The organism is Acidobacteriota bacterium (assembly GCA_034211275.1).
Classification (GTDB): domain Bacteria; phylum Acidobacteriota; class Thermoanaerobaculia; order Multivoradales; family JAHZIX01; genus JAGQSE01.
This window is the reverse complement of the sequence record JAXHTF010000164.1, coordinates 1-15,485: the sequence shown is the minus strand read 5'-3', so window position 1 is coordinate 15,485 and position 15,485 is coordinate 1. Positions and strand designations below refer to the sequence as shown.

The window sequence follows — 15,485 nt, the reverse complement described above, 5'->3', positions numbered from 1 at the left end:
CCCACCGGCGGTGCGCCAGCGCTCCCGCAGATGGGCCAGGCGGGCTCGGGAGGCGCGATATTGCTGCTCCAGCTCGGCGACCTCCCGCTCCAGCTGGTTCACCGCTTCCTGGTCCAGCTCGCCTTCTCCCACTTCTTCCTCGATGCGCTGGATTTCCTCGCCGGCGCTCTTCCAACGCAGCCACGGTTCTCGGGCCTGGCGCAGAATCTCCAGGTGCCGCAGGCGGCGCTCGGTCTGCGCCAGCTCCTGCTCGCGGCTTTTCAGCTCCCGGCCGATCTCTTGCCGGCGTTGGACCAATTCCTCGTAGCGCGCCGGGAGCTCCTGGAGCCCGCCGATCTCCCGGTCCAGATCCCGGGCCTGTTGCAAGTGGTAGTTGAGGCTCGGCCGCTTGCCCCGAAGCAACAAGATGCTCCGCTGCCGGCGATCCAGCGCTGCCAGCACCGCCGGCAGGTCGACATCCCCGAGGCCGGTTCCGGCGGCCAGCAGTCGGCCCCGAAGGCCCTCCTCGGTGAGTACTTCCAGGCCCTGCAGGTCCTGCAGGCCGATGGCGAAGACCCGTTCGAAGGTACGCCGGTCGAGGCCGCCCATCCAGGCCGGTTGGGGGTTGTCGCTTCCTGGGCCCCCCTCATCCGGGGTGCTGTCAGCCGCGGCTCCGGTCGCCAGAGGGAGGGTCTGGTTGAGGTCTTGGGACTCGGTCCCGGGGAGGTCGGGGCTGGGGGGCGCCGCGGGTCGGGTGGCATCACCGTCGAAGCCCGGATCCGGCGCCGGGTGCACCATCAATCCGGAGTCGCTGCGTTCCAACAACCAACGGTGTCCCGTGGAGGTCTCCAGCCGGAGCCGGCCGCCGGGGCGACCTCCCCGCAGCGGTGGATAGCTGCGGCCCCGGGGGCCCGCCGGGCCGAAGAGGGCGAAGCGGAAGAATTCCACCAGCGTGCTCTTGCCGCTCTCGTTGGCTCCCTCGAACAGGCACAGGCCGCTCCCCAGGCGCTCTGTGCCCTGGTCGTGGAAGACCCCGAAGCCGTCGATGTGGAAGTCGAGAATGCGCATGATGGTGGGGATACCTGCTGGGTATCTTCCTCAGGGCTCCAAATGGTCCAAGGCCAGGGCTTCGGCATCGTCCAGCAGAGCCAGGATCTCCTCGTCGTCGAGCTGGTCGAGGGCGTCTTCCACCAGCCGTGCTTCGGGGCGCTGGCCAAGGCGCCGGCGGATCTCCGCGGCAGCGTCTTCCCGCTGCCGCAGGCGATGACCGGCGCGCAACAACTCACCGATGAAATCTTCCTGCTGGCGGCGGGCGGAGCGGTCCACTGGTGGTCGGGTATGAAGCTCCAAAGATTCCGTCCAGACGAAGTCCGGGCGCTCCTCCTCGCCGTCCCGCAGCGCCTCCAGGAGCTGCGCCGGCAGGTCGCCGCGGACCAGCGAGCCGTGGAGCGGTGAGCGGCCGGTGAGCCTCAGTCGCAGCACCGCCGGCCGGTGGGCCAATTCCTCCGAGCCGGTCTTGCGCACCGCCGTTCGGCGGAGGGCTTCCCGGCGCTCCAGGGCGAGGTCCAGCAGCCGGTCGGTGGCGTCGAGGCCGCTGACGTCGATCTGCTCCTCCACCCAGGTCACGACGTCCAGGCGCTCGAAGTAGAGCCGCGCCGTGCCCTGGCGGTCCACCTCCACCCGATAACAGCCGCCGGGGCCGGGCTCGCGCACGCTGCGGCCCTGGACGAAACCGGGATAGACCACCCACGGCTGACCCCGCTCCAGTACCTGGCGATGGTGGACGTGCCCCAGGGCCCAATAGTCGAAGCCCAGGGACCGCAGCTCATCGAGGGTGCAGGGGGCGTAGTTGTCGTGCCCCTTGAGGCCGCCGACATTGGCGTGCAGCACGCCGATGGCGAAGGGGGGCCCGGGGCGGCGGGGGAAGAGGGGCAGGAGGCTCTCCGTCTCGTCCCGCCGGCGATAGCTGATGCCGTGGACTTGGGCGACCGTCCGGCCTCGCCGCTGAATCTCGAAGGAGCTCACCTCGCTGGGGAAGCGGTGCACGCCCTCGGGGAGCTCCAGCCCCCGCTGCCAGCTGGGTAGAGGATCGTGGTTGCCGTGGGCCAGGAAGCATTCCACCCCTCTCCGGGCGAGCCGTTCCAGGGCTTCCCGCAGGCGCAGTTGAGCTCGCAGGCTGCGGTCGGCACCGTCGTAGACGTCGCCGGCGAAGATCACGAAATCGACGCCGGTGTCGAGGGCTCGCTGCACCAGCTGGTCCAGAGCCTGGAAGGAGGCTCGGCGCAACACCTGCGCCACCGCCGGAGCAACCTCCTCGAGGCCTCGGAATGGGCTGTCGAGGTGGAGGTCTGCGCAGTGCAGGAACGAGAAAGGAGGTGTTTCGGCCATGATTCAATGGTTTGGGGAACTCTGCGATGGTATCCCTGGTGAAGGGGCCGAACAAGCGTTGAGCGATCTCCACCGTCGCGCCGGCCGGCCGTCGAGGTTCACCGCAGCAATGACGCGATGCAACGGCAAGACCCAGAGTTTCGTACAATCCTCAAGATGCAACGAATACGACCAGACCGCCGAAGGCCTCGCCGGGAGTGCCCGTGGAGGGTTCTTGGGGCGGTTCTGCTGGCAGTGTCGGTGGCCGGGTCGATGATCGGCTGTGGTGCTTCGCCGGTGGCTGCGGACGGGGACGGCGGGCCGCCGCCTCCGAGAGAGCTACGGGTCGAGGGCACCCCGGTGGAGCCGCGCCTGCTGCTCACCGGTGAGCTGGTGGTGGAGCGGGCCATCGAGCTCTACGCTCCCGACGCCGCCATCCGGCCGATGGAGATTCGCTGGATCGCCGAGGATGGAGCCTCCGTGGCGTCGGGAGATCCGGTGGTGGAATTCGACAACGAGGCCATCGCCTCCCGGCTGGAGGATCTCGAACGGGATCTCGAACAAGCTCAGCAGACCCTGAAGGTGACCCGAGCCCGGGTGGCGGCGGAGATCGCCCGGGCAGAGCTCAAGCTGCGCCAGAAGCAGGCGGCCCTGGACCGCGCTCGCCTCGACGCCGAGGTACCCGCGGAGCTGCAGCCGCGAGCGGAGTACGAGGACCGACAGCTGGAGCTGGAGAAAGCACGATTGGAGTTCGACCAGGCGCAGCAGGAGCTGGTGGCGGCGAAGGCTGGCGGTCAGGCCACCGTCGCGCTGGATCGGCTGAAGCGGGATCAGGCGTCGGAGGAGCTGCGTCGGGCGCGCAAGGATCTAGATCTCTTGGCCATGCGCGCTCCGGACGATGGACTGGTTCTGTTCTCGGAAAATATGCGCGAGCGGCGTCCGTGGCAGGTGGGCGATCAGGTCTGGCCGGCGGAACGGCTGGCCCGTATTCCCGACCTCGGGAGTCTCGAGGTCGAGGCCAGCCTCTCCGACGTCGACGACGGTCGGTTGGCGCCGGGTATGAAGGCCATCGTGACCCCGGACGCCTTCCCGGAGCTGGAGCTCGACGCCCGCGTGCGCAGCGTCGACGGGCTGGCGGACATCCAAGGGCCGGATTCCGCCAATCGCGCCTTCGGCGTCCGCCTGGCCCTGGCAGGACCGTTGCCGTCGGCCCTGCGGCCGGGGATGTCGGTGCGGGTGCTGGTGCCCCAGCAGGGCGAGGGCGGGATGCCGGTGGTTCCCCGGTCGGCGCTGGTGTGGGGAGACGAGGGGCCCCGGCTGTTGCTGGCGGGGGGGGAGGAGCGGCCGGTGCGATTGGGCGCCTGCGATGCCCACCGCTGCGTCGTGCTCGCTCAGGAGCTCTCCGGTGCCGAGGCGGACCAGCCGGCAGCGGAAGATGAAGAGCGATTGGCGGGGGCGGGCTCATGACTGGACTCATGACTGGGCGCACGACTGGCTGCATCGTCTGGGGAGTGCTGCTCGGCATCTTGGTACTGGGTCTGTGGTGGGGCGTCGGGGCCGACAGCGATCCGCGGCAGGCGACGGTGGAGCAGCGCGATCTGGTCCTGGGGGTCGAGGTCACCGGTGAGCTGGAGGCGGTGAATTCCATCGAATTGGGGCCGCCGCAGATTTCCCGCATCTGGAGCTACAAGATTTCCTTCATGGCGCCGGAGGGCAGCACGGTGGAGGTCGGCGAGCCGGTGCTGCGCTTCGACACCAGCGAGCTGGTGCGGGATCTGCCCAAGGTGCGGGCGGACCTGGAGGCGGAGCAAAAGCGTCTTCAACAGCGGCGCAACGAGGTCGCTCTACAGCTCGAGGAAGAACGGTTGGCGCTGGCGGAAGCCCAGGCGCGGCTGCGCCGCTTGGACCTGGAAGTGGACGTACCGCCGGAGATCCAGGCGGCCCACGAGCTACAGAAAGCGCGAATCGACTACCAGCTGGTGCAGGACGAGATCGAGGCCCGGCGGCGGCTGGTAGAGCTGCTGGAGACCGGGGGCGAGGCGGAGCTTCAGGGACTTCAGGAGCGTACCCGTCAGGCGGCGGAAGAAGTGCGCCGGCGGGAGCAGGAAATCGCTTCCATGACCGTGCGGGCTCCGCGGGCGGGCTCGGTGGTCTACGTCAGCGACTTCAACGGCGACAAGAAGCAGATCGGCGACACCGCCTGGCGCATGCAAAAAGTGGTGGCCATTCCCGAGCTCGACGAGCTCTCGGGCGCCGGAGCGGTGCGCGAGGCGGAATCCGGGCGTTTGGAGCCGGGACAGCCCGTGACTCTACGCCTCGACGCCTATCCGGATCGTCCCCTCCCCGGGAGGGTCGAGCGCATCCACCGGGTGGTCAAGCCACGCTCCGTCAACGATCCCCGCAAGGTCACCCGCCTCGACATCGTGCTGGAGCAGACCGCCGGGGAGCGCATGCTGCCGGGGATGCGCTTCACCGGCACCGTCGAGGTGGATCGCATCGAAGACGCTCTGGTGGTGCCGCTGGAGGCGATCTTCCCCCGCCCCGAGGGGCCGGTGGTGCAGGTCGCCGGCTGGTTCGGCACCGAATCCCGACGAGTCGAGCTGGGCCGTCGCAACGCCACCCACGTGGAGGTGTTGGGCGGCGTGTCCCGAGGCCAGGAAGTGTTGCTGCGATGAGAGGGTCACCGCTCGCACCACTGATGCTCGTGCTCGCCACGGTCCTGTTGACCCTGGCGGGCTGTGGCGAGACCGCCTCGGTGCCCACGGCGCCGGTGGAGCGGGTCGACTTCGTTCACCGGGTCACCGCCGAGGGCGTGCTCCAGGCCTCGCGGGTGACCATCATCACCGTGCCGCCGCAGGTGCAGCGCCGGGCGCGCCTCGCCTGGATGGCCCCCGAGGGGGTGCAGGTGGAGGCCGGTGAGGTGGTGGCGCGCTTCGATCCCGAGGAGATGGAGCAGCAGCTCCAAGAAGCGGAAGAGGGGCTTCAGCGCAACCGTCTGGAGCATGACAAATCGCGCAACGAGAGCCTCGGCAAGCTCGCGGAGCTGAAGACCCGCCTGGAAGTGGCGAAGATGGAGTTGGAAACCGCCCGCCGTTTTCGCCGCACCGACACCGAGCTCTACTCGCGGCTGGAGATCGTGGAGGACGCGGTGGACGAGGAGCTGGCGGAGGAGCGGCGGAAGCACGCCGAGGAGATGAGCCAAATCCGCGGCACCCTGTCCCAAACCGAGCTCGATCTCTTGTCCATCGAGGGCCGCAAGGCACAGCTGGAGCTGGAGCAGGCGGAGAAGGGCCTGGCGGCGCTGGAGGTTCGGGCGCCCCACGCCGGTCTGCTCACCTGGGTGCGAGATTTCAGCGGTGAGCGCCTGCAGGTAGGGGCCTCCATCTGGCGGGGTCAGCCGCTGGCGGAGATCCCCGACCTCACCGAGCTCGAGGTGGAGGTTCACGTTCTGGAGGCGGACGCCGCCGGTTTGACCCCGGGCAAGCCCGCTCAAGTCTTGGTGGAGGCTCATCCGGAGCGCTCCTATGCCGCCACCATCCAGCGGGTGGACAGCATCGCCCGCCCCCGGTCCACCGGCTCGCCGGTGCAGTACTTCGCCGTCACGCTGCAGCTGGAAGAGGCGGACTTGGAGATCATGAAGCCTGGCCAGCGGGTCCGTGCCACCCTCGAGCTGGAACGGGCCGACGATGCTTTGGTGATCCCTCGGCAGGCGGTCTATGAAGACGAGGACGGCGCCTTCGTCTACCGCGTGGAGGGCTCTCGGGTCGAGGTACAGCGGGTCGATGCGGGGCCGGCGTCACTGGGCCTGCGGGTGATCGCCGAGGGGCTGGAGGAGGGCCAGCGAGTGGCCCTGGAGAAGCCCCCCAACCTGCAGAATCGGGACCTGCAGAATCAAGACCTGCAGAACGAGCATCAGGGGGCAGAGGGCTCAGACGGAGAGAGCCTGGAGCCGCCGGAAACAGCGTCTTCGGAGGTGGCCGGCGGATGAGCTTTCTGGAGGCCTTGCGGCTGGCCCTCGACAGTCTGGCCGGGCACAAACTGCGTTCCGGTCTGACCATGCTGGGTATCGTATTCGGTGTCGGAGCGGTCATCGCCATGCTCTCCATCGGTGCCGGTGCCGAGGCGGAGGCCCTGGCCATGGTCGAGCGCCTGGGGCTCAACAATGTGCTGGTTCGGGCCAAAGTGCTGGACCCCGACGAGGCGGAGGAGCTGCGGCGCAAATCCGTCGGCGTCTCCTTGCGCGACGCCGAGGCCATCCTCGACGCCGTGCCCGGGGTGCAGCGGGTAGCCCCCCGCGCCGCCATCGACGTCTGGTCGGTGGTCGCCGAGGGAGCGGTCACCGACGCGGCGGTCTTCGGCGTTGGCGACGGTCACGCGGCGCTGGCCGGATTGCAGGTTCAGGAAGGGCGCTTCCTCGATCCCCTGGACATTCGCGACCACGCTCAGGTCGGGGTCATCGGTCCCGGCGTGCGCCAGCGTCTCTTCGGCTACGGCGAGGCGGTGGGCCAGCTCCTCAAGGTCAACGACGTATGGCTCGAAGTGGTGGGAGTGTTGGCGCCGGAGGGAGCCGAGAGCGACAGCTTCCAGGGGGTGGCGGTGAGCTCCACCGCCGACACCGTCTATGTGCCGGTGAGCACGGCGCTCCGCAAATTCGAACGGGATCCGGTGGCGGCGCCCCTCTCCGAGCTGGTGGTGGAGCTCGCCGAGCCCGGTGCCGCCCGCACCGCCGCCCGCGCCATCGACACTCTGCTCCAACGGCTCCATGCCGGGGTGGACGACTACCAGCTGGTGGTGCCCGAGGCGCTGCTGGAGCAGAGCCGCAAGACTCAGCGCCTGTTCAATCTGGTGATGGGTTGCATCGCCGGCATCTCCCTGTTGGTGGGCGGCATCGGCATCATGAACACGCTGCTGGCGACGGTCCTGGAGCGCACCCGGGAGATCGGCGTGCGCCGGGCCGTGGGCGCCCGCCGTCGGGATGTGCTGACCCAGTTTCTCGCCGAGGCCTTTGCCCTGAGCGCCGTCGGAGCCCTCGCCGGCATACTGCTCGGAGTCATCATCAGCCGCATCATCGCCGCCTCCGCCGGCTGGCCGACGGTGGTGACCCTCGGCTCCATCCTGCTGGCGGCGGGAGTGGCGGTGGCTGTGGGCATCGCTTCCGGCCTCTACCCGGCGCGCCGCGCCGCCGCCCTCGACCCCATCGAAAGCTTGCGCTACGAATGACTTCGCCGCTGATTCAGCTCTCCGGAGTGCACCGCACCTACCATCTGGGAGGCTCCCAGGTCCACGCCCTGGCGGGTATCGATCTGGAGGTGCGTTCCGGCGAGTACCTCGCCATCACCGGCCCGTCTGGCAGCGGCAAATCCACTCTCATGCACCTGCTGGGCTGTCTCGACACGCCCACCCAAGGGACCTACCAGCTGCGCGGTCAGGCGGTGCACGATCTCGACGACGACGCCCTGGCATCCATTCGCGGGCGCGAGATCGGCTTCGTCTTCCAAAGCTTTTACTTGCTGCCCCGCACCGATGCGGTGAGCAACGTCGAGCTGCCGTTGATTTACGCCGGCGAGCCGGTCCAGGAGCGCCGCCAGCGGGCCCGCCGGGCGCTGGAACGGGTTGGCTTGGCGGATCGGATGGACCACCGCCCGGCCCAGCTTTCCGGCGGCCAGCGCCAGCGGGTGGCCATCGCCCGGGCCTTGGTCAACGACCCCGCCATCCTCCTCGCCGACGAGCCCACGGGCAATCTGGATACTTCCACCACCGAAGAGATCCTGGCCCTCCTCGACCAGCTCCACCAGGCCGGCGCCACCATCATCGTGGTGACCCACGAGGCCGACGTCGCCGCCCGAGCCCACCGCACCGTGGAGCTACGGGATGGCAAAGTGGTGGCGGATGGCTGAGCTCGTTTCACGCTGAAGTCACGCCCCTGTGGTAGCGTTTTCGCAGTTGGAAAGATCCCCTTTGCCCTTTGATTCGCCAGGAGGTCAGCCATGAAGCTCGCTCCCCCAGAGAGCCCGTTCGATGTCTTTCGCCGTTCCCTCGTTTCCACCGTAGCTCTGCCCGCCCTGATCCTCGGCCTCGTGCTGGCGCTGGTGGCCGTGGGCTGTGCCGCGCCGACCAACGAGCCAGTAGAGGGCGGTGAGGAGGATACCGAGGCTTCCTACGAGGATCGTATGGCCACCGAGCACGCCGACGACACCGCCGAGCCCTCGCCGGCGGCGCAACAGGAGCCTGCGATGCCGGTGGATGAGGAAGAAGTGACCTACGCCGTCCTCGGGGATCGGGAAATCCAGGGCTTCTTCGCCCAGCCCCAGGAAGTCCAGGGGGACGTACCCGGCATTCTGGTGATCCACGAATGGTGGGGCCTCAACGACAACATCCGCAACATGGCCCGGCGCCTGGCCGGTGAAGGCTATATGGCGCTGGCGGTGGACCTCTACGGCGGTGAGTCGGCGGACACTCCGGAGGCGGCCCGGGAGCTGATGCAGGGCACCACCGAGCGCACTGACGAGTTGGAGGAGAACCTGCGCCAGGCCCAGGACTTCCTGGTGCGCCAGGGCGCGGTGCGCAGTGGCGTCATCGGCTGGTGCTTCGGCGGCGGTTGGTCGCTGCGCACCGGCTTGCTGATGCCCGACCAGATCCAGGCGGTGGTCATCTACTATGGTCGCCTGATCACCGACCCCGACGAGCTGGCAGCGCTGCAGGCGCCGGTGCTCGGCATCTTCGGTGAAGAAGACCAGGGCATTCCGGTGGAGAGCGTGCAGGAATTCGAGACCGCCCTGGAGGATCTCGGGAAGGACAACGCCATCGCGATCTTCCCCGGTGCCGATCACGCCTTCGCCAACCCCTCCGGCGAGCGCTACCAGCCCGAGGCGGCGGAGAAGGCCTGGGACCTGACCCAGGACTTCCTGCGCCGGCATCTGCAGCCCGGAGCTCCGGACTGATCACCGAGTCTGAAACGTCACCGGCGGTGAACCCGCTAGCGCCGCAAGGGGTTGGCCGCTAGCTGCCGGTGACCCAGAACACCACCAGGCCGATGGCCACCACCACCATGGCCAGATAGGTGACCGCCGTCTGCACCTTGCCCCCGTGTTGCATGTGGTGACCGCCGCCCTCGTGCTGCCGACGATGCTGGCGGTGCAGCAGTACCATCGCTCCGGCGACCCCAAGGAAGACCAGATTGAGCCAGAAGGTGTAGTCGATCTGGAATTGTGCTTCCGGGCCCTTGGCGGCGGCGCCGTCCGGCGTCAAGCCGAGCAAGCCGAATCCCAGATGCAACGCCAGCGCCGTGACCACGATGCTCACGAACATCACGCCCGCGATGTACAAAGCGACCTTCCAGCCGTAATACCGGGCGTTGACCCGCACCAGCGGCGGCACCATGAGATCCGAATAAATGAACCCCATGACACCGGCGAAGGCGGCCCCGCTACCCGCCAGCACCGAGGCCAGCGGAATATTGCCCATGGAGCCGATGAAGGTCAGGGCAGCCACGAAGGGGGCCACCACGGCGTTCTCCAGGGCGATGACCAGATCGGGAATCTGCCCCTTGAAATCGGCCAGGAAGAGCGTCTTCCACCAGGATTCGGGGACCAGGACCTTGACGAAGCCGGCGATGGTGAAGCCCACCAGAATTTCTTGCCACACCATCTGCCACTCCATGACGAAGCCATGACCCACCCGCCGCCAGCCGTCGAGGCTGGTGATGCGGTCCATGGGCGAGAAGGACTCCTCCTCTTCCGGAGTCTCCTCCTGAGCTTTCTCCCGGGCCGCCTCGATCCACGATTTGGGATAGGTCCAGCGGATGAGCAGCGAGCTGACGAGGATCAGCAGCAAGCCACCGATGAGCTCTGCCACCAGATACTGCCAGCCCAGGAAGATGAGGATCAGAATGCCCAACTCGATGACCAGGTTGGTGGAGGCGAACATGAAGGCCACCGCGCTGATGAAGTGGGCCCCCTTGGCCAGCAGCGAGCGGGCTGCGGCGAGGGCGGCGAAGGAGCACGAGGAGGACGCGGCGCCGAAGGCGGTGGCCAGACCAACGCTCTCGGCGTCCGGCTGCCCCATGTGGCGGGTGAGCCGGCGCTCCGGCACGAAGGCCTGGATCATGGCGCTGATGGTGTAGCCCAGCACGAAGGCCCAACCGGCCTTCCAGAAAAATCCGACGGCGGTTTTTGCCGCCTCTCCATACAAACTCAGAAAATCCATTTCTCTCCTTCCTCGACGGGTCTCCATTGTAGGGTGCCGCTCCAGCGGTCTCCAGGGAACCCGGAGGCGTTGGTCGAAGGACTTCATGACATGATCGCGCCCGATGGCTAGCGGCGACACCCTCCTGCATCCGCGACCTCAGCGTTTCGAAGACTCCCCCGGGGCCTGTGTCCTCCGGGGTGAGGTGCGGCTTTCGGTGCTGGCGCCGGACGAGCTGGCGGCACCGGCCTTGGAGATCCTCGAGCCGGCTCTTGAGGAGCGCGGATTGCAGCCGCGGCGGGTCGAGCGCGGCGGGCAGATTCGGTTGGTCATCGATCCGGCTCCGGTGGAGCGGGCTCAGGGCTATCGCTTGCACGTCGGCGAGTTCGGCGTCGAGTTGGTGGGCTCCGATACCGCCGGCTTGCTCTACGGCGTCTTCACCCTGGTTCAATGGCTGCGAGCCCATCCTCCGCTACGCCGGCGGGTGCGGCTGCCGGGGTTGATGGTGGAGGATTGGCCGGACTTCGCCCACCGCGGCGTCATGCTCGACATCAGCCGCGACAAGGTGCCGACGAAGGAGACCCTGGAGCATCTGGTGGAGCTGCTGGCCTGCTGGAAGATCAACCAGCTCCAGCTCTACATGGAGCACACCTTCGCCTACGCCGGTCACGAGGAGGTCTGGCAGGGCGTCGGCGCTCTGACGGCGGAAGACGTGCGCTGGCTGGACGATCTCTGCCGCCGCCGCTGCATCGAGCTGGTGCCCAATCAAAACAGCTTCGGCCACTTCCACCGCTGGCTCGTCCTCGACCGCTACCGGCCCCTGGCGGAATGCCCGGAGGGTCAGCCGTTTCCCTTCGGCGACGAAGAGCGGCCTTTCAGCCTTTGCCCGACGGATCCGAAGAGCTTAGAGCTGCTGCGGGATCTCTACGCTCAGCTGCTGCCCAATTTCCGCAGCCGTCTCTTCAACGTCGGCTGTGACGAAACCTTCGACCTCGGCAAGGGCCGCTCCGCCGAAGCCTGCCGTCGCCGCGGTCGCGAGGAGGTCTACCTGGACTTCCTGCGCCAGGTGCGGGATCTGGCGGCGGAGCATGGTCGGAGAATCCAGTTCTGGGGCGACATCATCATCGAGCGGCCGGACCTCATCCCCGAGCTGCCCAAGGACGCGGTGGCCCTGGAGTGGGGCTACGAGGCGGATCACAGCTTCGAGGAGCATGCTGCCGCCTTTGGTCGCTCGGGGCTCGAATTTTACGTTTGCCCCGGTACCAGCAGCTGGAGCAGCCTCACCGGGCGGCCGGACAACGCGGTGGCCAATCTCGCCTCCGCGGCGGAGCACGGGCTGGCCCACGGCGCCAGCGGGTACTTGATCACTGACTGGGGCGACTTCGGCCATCTGCAGCCGCTGCCGGTGAGCTACCCGGGTCTGCTCGCCGGCGCCGGTTGCGCCTGGAATGTCGAGTCTCGGAAAGGCCTGGCGGAGCGCTTGCCGGCGCTGCTGGATCACCACGTCTTCCATGACCTCGCCGGCCGGGCGGGGCAGGCGCTGTGGGATCTGGGAGCCGCCCACGGTCTCACCGGTGCCCGCCCTTTCAACGGCTCGCCGCTCTTCTTTCAGCTGGTCCGGCTCTCCGATACCTTGGACGAAAAGCGCTACCAAGGCATGACGAAGGAGGGCCTCGAGGAAGCGCGCGATGCAGTGCAGGCCGGCCGCAAAGCTCTCGCCAAAACGCGCCTGGAGCGCCCCGACGCCGAGCTGGTCCTGCGCGAGCTGCGCTGGGCCGCCGACCTCCTCCTCTTCGCCATCCGCCTGGCCAAGGCCCGCCTCAAAGCCGGCAAAGGCCAGCCTCTCGACGCCGTTGCCGCCAAGACCCGTCAGTGCCTCGCCGACCGTCTTGCTCCGCTCCTCCCCGAGTATCGCGAGATCTGGCTCGCCCGCAACCGCCCCGGCGGCCTCGACGATTCCGCTGGGCGGTTGGAGCAGTTGTTGGCAGAGCTCAGGGGATGAGACGGGGGCAGGCTTTTCGCCCCGCGCGCTACGGTCGATACGTCGCCGAGCAATCCGGCCCTTCCCACACCGTCAGCTGACTCAGGGGAGCCTGGGGAAGAGCCTCCTCCAGTCGATGGAAGAGGTGGCGGGCGATGTGCTCGGTGGTGGGGCTGAGCTCGTCGAAGGGCGGCACGGTGTTGATGTGCTGGTGGTGGAAGGGGGCCACCAGGGCTTCCAGCGCCTGCTTCACTTCGACGAAATCGTAGGCCATGCCCTCTGGCCCCAGCTCGTCCGTGGCCAGCTCCACCTCCACCAGCCAGGAATGGCCGTGTACCGGTTCCGCCTCACCGTGGTAGGACGTCAGGTGGTGGGCCGCTTCGAAGCGGCTGCGAATGCGCAGGGTGTAGTGGCTCATGATGGAGATCCCGAAAGTTCAGGGTGGGTCGATCCGTGGAGGGGAGCCTACCGCACTCCATGAGTCTCTGGCTCTTTGGGGAAGGCGGTCAAAGTTCCCGAGAGAAGGGGTGGGAGCTGGTAGACTTCCCCTACTGCTTCCTGCCGCCCACAGCGGGCCTCAGCGACTTGGCCGGAGGGGTCGAGACGGGGTGAGATTCACCCTGAAGCCTCCGGGCACCGCGGTCCAGGCTGGGTGAATCGGTACCGAGACCGGCGAGAGGCCGGGATCTTGCCGGTCAGGAACACGGCATCATCATGGGTACATTCATCCTCATCGCCATCATCGTCTTCATGGTGGTGGCGTTCGCCTGGGAGCTGATGCCCATCGATCTGGTGGCCCTGGTGGCTCTAGGGCTGCTGCTGATCTTCAATCTGGTGACGCCGGAGGAGGCGACGGCGGGGTTCTCCAACCCGGCGGTGATCACCGTGATGATGATGTTCATCGTCAGCGAAGGGCTGGTGCGCAGTGGCCTGATCAACCGCATTGCTCACCGCATCGCCGGGATGGCAGGTCGCTCCCGCTTCGTGGCAGCGACCTCCCTGTTGGTGCTCGCCGGTGTTCTCTCGGCCTTCATCAACAACACCGCCAGCGTCGCCATCTTCATGCCCGTGGCGATCTATCTGGCCAAGCAATACAAATTCAGCCCGTCGAAGATCCTCCTGCCGCTCTCCTACGCCTGCATCTTCGGCGGCGCCTGTACCCTCATCGGCACCTCCACCAATCTGCTGGTCTCCGCCATGGCGACGGAATACGGCCTGCCGCCGCTGGGTGTCTTCGAGTTCCTCTCTCTTGGCTCGATCCTCTTCGTGGTGGGGATGATCTACACCATCGTGCGCTCCCAGCAGGTGCTGCCCTCCCGCAGCATCATCTCCAGCCTGACCCGCCGGTACCAGATGAGCTCCTTCCTCACCGAGATCAAGGTACCCAAAGACTCCAAGATCATCGGCAAAACGGTGATCTCCGAGCAGCTCAGCGAGCGTTTCCAGCTCAATGTGCTGGAGATCCTCCGCGGCAGCCAAAAGATCTCTCAGGATCTGCGCAACACGGTGATCCAGGCCGGCGACGTGATGCTCCTGCGCGGAGCCATGGAGGACATCGTGAGCTGCAAGCAGGTCTACGGTCTGCTGTTGCTCACCGACCTCAAGCTGCGGGATGAGGACCTCGACGACGAGAACAACATCCTCGCCGAGGTGCAGCTGTCCCCAGCCTCCAACCTCGAGGGCCAGACCCTCAAAGAGATCGACTTCCGCGGCCGCTTCGGCTGCTTCGTCCTGGCCATCAACCGCACCGGCGACCCCATGCGGGACAAGGTCGCCATGGTTCCTCTGAAACGCTGGGACACGCTGTTGGTCTTCGGTCCCCGGCGACGGGTCGAAGCGCTTTACGACGTCGAGGACTTCGTTTCCCTCCAGGAGCGGGATCTGCGCCTGCGTCTCGACCCCAAATGGTGGATCGGCGCCCTCATCGTACCCTCGGTGGTGATCCTCGCCGCCACCGGCATCATGGGGATCATGGAAGCCGCCATCCTCGGTGCCGTGGCCATGATCGTCAGTCGCCGCCTGAAGATTCAAGAAGCCTACAAATCCATCAACTGGACGGTGATCTTCTTGGTGGCGGCGATCCTGCCGGTGGGCACGGCGATGCAGAATACCGGCCTCGCGGACCGTATCGGCCACGCGGTGGTGCTGGCTGGCGAGAGCCTCGGCGCGCTGGCGGTACTCTCCATCATCTATCTGGCGACCTCGTTGCTGACGGAGATCATGTCCAACAACAGCACCGTCGTTCTGATGGTCCCCATCGCCGCTAGCGTCGCCGCGGAGATGGGTGTCGAGCCCATGCCCTTCCTCATGGGCGTCGCCTTCGCCGGCTCCGCCAGCTTCCTCACCCCCATGGGCTACAACACCAACGCCATGGTCTACGCCCCCGGCGGCTATCGCTTCATGGACTACATTCGCCTCGGCTGGCCCCTCAAGATCGTCTTCTGGATCATCACCGTTGCCCTGATCCCGGTGATCTGGCCGTTCTGAGAGCACGAGCTTTGCGCCCTGGGAGCGTCGGCTCCCTATCGGCTCTGTCTGAGAGGGAGTGCTTGCTCCAGCGCTCTTGTTCATCTTGCCGCATTTTCCTCTTAGTTCAGCACGGTAAGTGACGATGCCTTGACACCCTCCTCGGCGACCCGATAAACCTCCGGCAGCTTTCCCATCACGCGACCGCCGGGCTTCCGCTTTGAAGGCTCGGGAAGGAGCTGCCATGCCTCGTGCCCTTCGAAATGTACTTTCGAGCCTATTGCTCGTTCTCGGGCTCGTTCTCGGGCTCGTTCTCGGATTGGCCCTCCCGGCCGCCGCCGACGTCTATCTAGCCACCGACCGCGGCGCCCTGCCGGCGGATCGGACCACCGGTAAGATCTTCGACCCTCTACCCGGGACCGCCGACGCCCGGGCGGTGGCCGCGGATTCTGCGAGAGAGCTCGTCTGGGTTCACACCGGCGAGGAGCTCGCCGCCTTCGGTCTCGAC

13 protein-coding genes are annotated in these 15,485 nt (G+C 67.2%); 9 read left to right on the top strand and 4 right to left on the bottom strand.

All coding sequences use genetic code 11. The features are described 5' to 3' along the window. Together SX243_19770 and SX243_19765 are read right to left on the bottom strand one after the other, a co-directional pair. On the bottom strand, nt 1-1,047 hold a 1,047-nt coding region (locus SX243_19770), incomplete at its 3' end, for an AAA family ATPase (GenBank protein MDY7095221.1). Between the two features lie 30 nt (nt 1,048-1,077). Next, complete coding sequence (locus tag SX243_19765) at nt 1,078-2,367, bottom strand: DNA repair exonuclease (protein MDY7095220.1); 1,290 nt, start codon at nt 2,365-2,367, stop codon at nt 1,078-1,080. A gap of 252 nt (nt 2,368-2,619) precedes the next feature. Between SX243_19765 and SX243_19760 the strand changes: the two genes are divergently transcribed. The 6 genes from SX243_19760 to SX243_19735 all read left to right on the top strand — a co-directional run bounded on the left by SX243_19760 (nt 2,620) and on the right by SX243_19735 (nt 9,287). Further along, complete coding sequence (locus SX243_19760; GenBank protein MDY7095219.1) at nt 2,620-3,813, top strand: HlyD family efflux transporter periplasmic adaptor subunit; 1,194 nt, start codon at nt 2,620-2,622, stop codon at nt 3,811-3,813. Nucleotides 3,814-3,821: 8 nt separating this feature from the next. Continuing rightward, nucleotides 3,822-5,021, top strand: coding sequence for an efflux RND transporter periplasmic adaptor subunit (locus tag SX243_19755; GenBank protein MDY7095218.1), 1,200 nt, complete (start codon nt 3,822-3,824; stop codon nt 5,019-5,021). Further along, nucleotides 5,018-6,334, top strand: a complete 1,317-nt coding sequence (locus tag SX243_19750) for an efflux RND transporter periplasmic adaptor subunit (GenBank protein MDY7095217.1) — start codon at nt 5,018-5,020, stop codon at nt 6,332-6,334. The genes SX243_19755 and SX243_19750 overlap by 4 nt, the downstream gene beginning before the upstream one ends. Continuing rightward, nucleotides 6,331-7,566: an ABC transporter permease gene (locus SX243_19745; protein ID MDY7095216.1), complete on the top strand. Its 1,236-nt coding sequence runs from the start codon at nt 6,331-6,333 to the stop codon at nt 7,564-7,566. Before SX243_19750 ends, SX243_19745 begins: the two co-directional genes overlap by 4 nt. Then, nucleotides 7,563-8,243: an ABC transporter ATP-binding protein gene (locus tag SX243_19740; protein MDY7095215.1), complete on the top strand. Its 681-nt coding sequence runs from the start codon at nt 7,563-7,565 to the stop codon at nt 8,241-8,243. Before SX243_19745 ends, SX243_19740 begins: the two co-directional genes overlap by 4 nt. 90 nt (nt 8,244-8,333) lie before the next feature. Next, nucleotides 8,334-9,287, top strand: coding sequence for a dienelactone hydrolase family protein (locus SX243_19735; GenBank protein ID MDY7095214.1), 954 nt, complete (start codon nt 8,334-8,336; stop codon nt 9,285-9,287). Between the two features lie 58 nt (nt 9,288-9,345). On the opposite strand, the gene SX243_19730 is transcribed toward SX243_19735, so the two are convergent. Further along, the gene (locus SX243_19730; protein ID MDY7095213.1) at nt 9,346-10,551 is read right to left on the bottom strand and encodes a permease; all 1,206 of its coding nucleotides are present in this window, start codon (nt 10,549-10,551) and stop codon (nt 9,346-9,348) included. A gap of 103 nt (nt 10,552-10,654) precedes the next feature. Here SX243_19730 and SX243_19725 point away from each other — a divergent pair, with 103 nt between their 5' ends. Continuing rightward, entirely contained in the window at nt 10,655-12,532 is a 1,878-nt protein-coding gene (locus tag SX243_19725) for a family 20 glycosylhydrolase (protein ID MDY7095212.1), read from the top strand. Nucleotides 12,533-12,560: 28 nt separating this feature from the next. Here SX243_19725 and SX243_19720 read toward each other — a convergent pair whose 3' ends face one another. Next, nucleotides 12,561-12,929: a 6-carboxytetrahydropterin synthase gene (locus SX243_19720; GenBank protein MDY7095211.1), complete on the bottom strand. Its 369-nt coding sequence runs from the start codon at nt 12,927-12,929 to the stop codon at nt 12,561-12,563. 296 nt (nt 12,930-13,225) lie between these two features. Here SX243_19720 and SX243_19715 point away from each other — a divergent pair, with 296 nt between their 5' ends. Together SX243_19715 and SX243_19710 are read left to right on the top strand one after the other, a co-directional pair. Then, nucleotides 13,226-14,998, top strand: coding sequence for an SLC13 family permease (locus tag SX243_19715; protein ID MDY7095210.1), 1,773 nt, complete (start codon nt 13,226-13,228; stop codon nt 14,996-14,998). Nucleotides 14,999-15,296: 298 nt separating this feature from the next. Then, nucleotides 15,297-15,485 (top strand): hypothetical protein (locus SX243_19710; GenBank protein ID MDY7095209.1); only part of this gene is annotated, 189 nt, incomplete at its 3' end.

What these genes read in the sequence shown, in the direction of transcription:
- SX243_19755 (MDY7095218.1), top strand. Translation starts at nt 3,822, where the DNA reads ATGACTGGGCGCACGACTGGCTGCATCGTCTGGGGAGTGCTGCTCGGC.
- SX243_19720 (MDY7095211.1), bottom strand. Translation starts at nt 12,929, where the DNA reads ATGAGCCACTACACCCTGCGCATTCGCAGCCGCTTCGAAGCGGCCCAC.
- SX243_19765 (MDY7095220.1), bottom strand. Translation starts at nt 2,367, where the DNA reads ATGGCCGAAACACCTCCTTTCTCGTTCCTGCACTGCGCAGACCTCCAC.
- SX243_19725 (MDY7095212.1), top strand. Translation starts at nt 10,655, where the DNA reads ATGGCTAGCGGCGACACCCTCCTGCATCCGCGACCTCAGCGTTTCGAA.
- SX243_19715 (MDY7095210.1), top strand. Translation starts at nt 13,226, where the DNA reads ATGGGTACATTCATCCTCATCGCCATCATCGTCTTCATGGTGGTGGCG.
- SX243_19745 (MDY7095216.1), top strand. Translation starts at nt 6,331, where the DNA reads ATGAGCTTTCTGGAGGCCTTGCGGCTGGCCCTCGACAGTCTGGCCGGG.
- SX243_19735 (MDY7095214.1), top strand. Translation starts at nt 8,334, where the DNA reads ATGAAGCTCGCTCCCCCAGAGAGCCCGTTCGATGTCTTTCGCCGTTCC.
- SX243_19760 (MDY7095219.1), top strand. Translation starts at nt 2,620, where the DNA reads ATGATCGGCTGTGGTGCTTCGCCGGTGGCTGCGGACGGGGACGGCGGG.
- SX243_19740 (MDY7095215.1), top strand. Translation starts at nt 7,563, where the DNA reads ATGACTTCGCCGCTGATTCAGCTCTCCGGAGTGCACCGCACCTACCAT.
- SX243_19730 (MDY7095213.1), bottom strand. Translation starts at nt 10,551, where the DNA reads ATGGATTTTCTGAGTTTGTATGGAGAGGCGGCAAAAACCGCCGTCGGA.
- SX243_19750 (MDY7095217.1), top strand. Translation starts at nt 5,018, where the DNA reads ATGAGAGGGTCACCGCTCGCACCACTGATGCTCGTGCTCGCCACGGTC.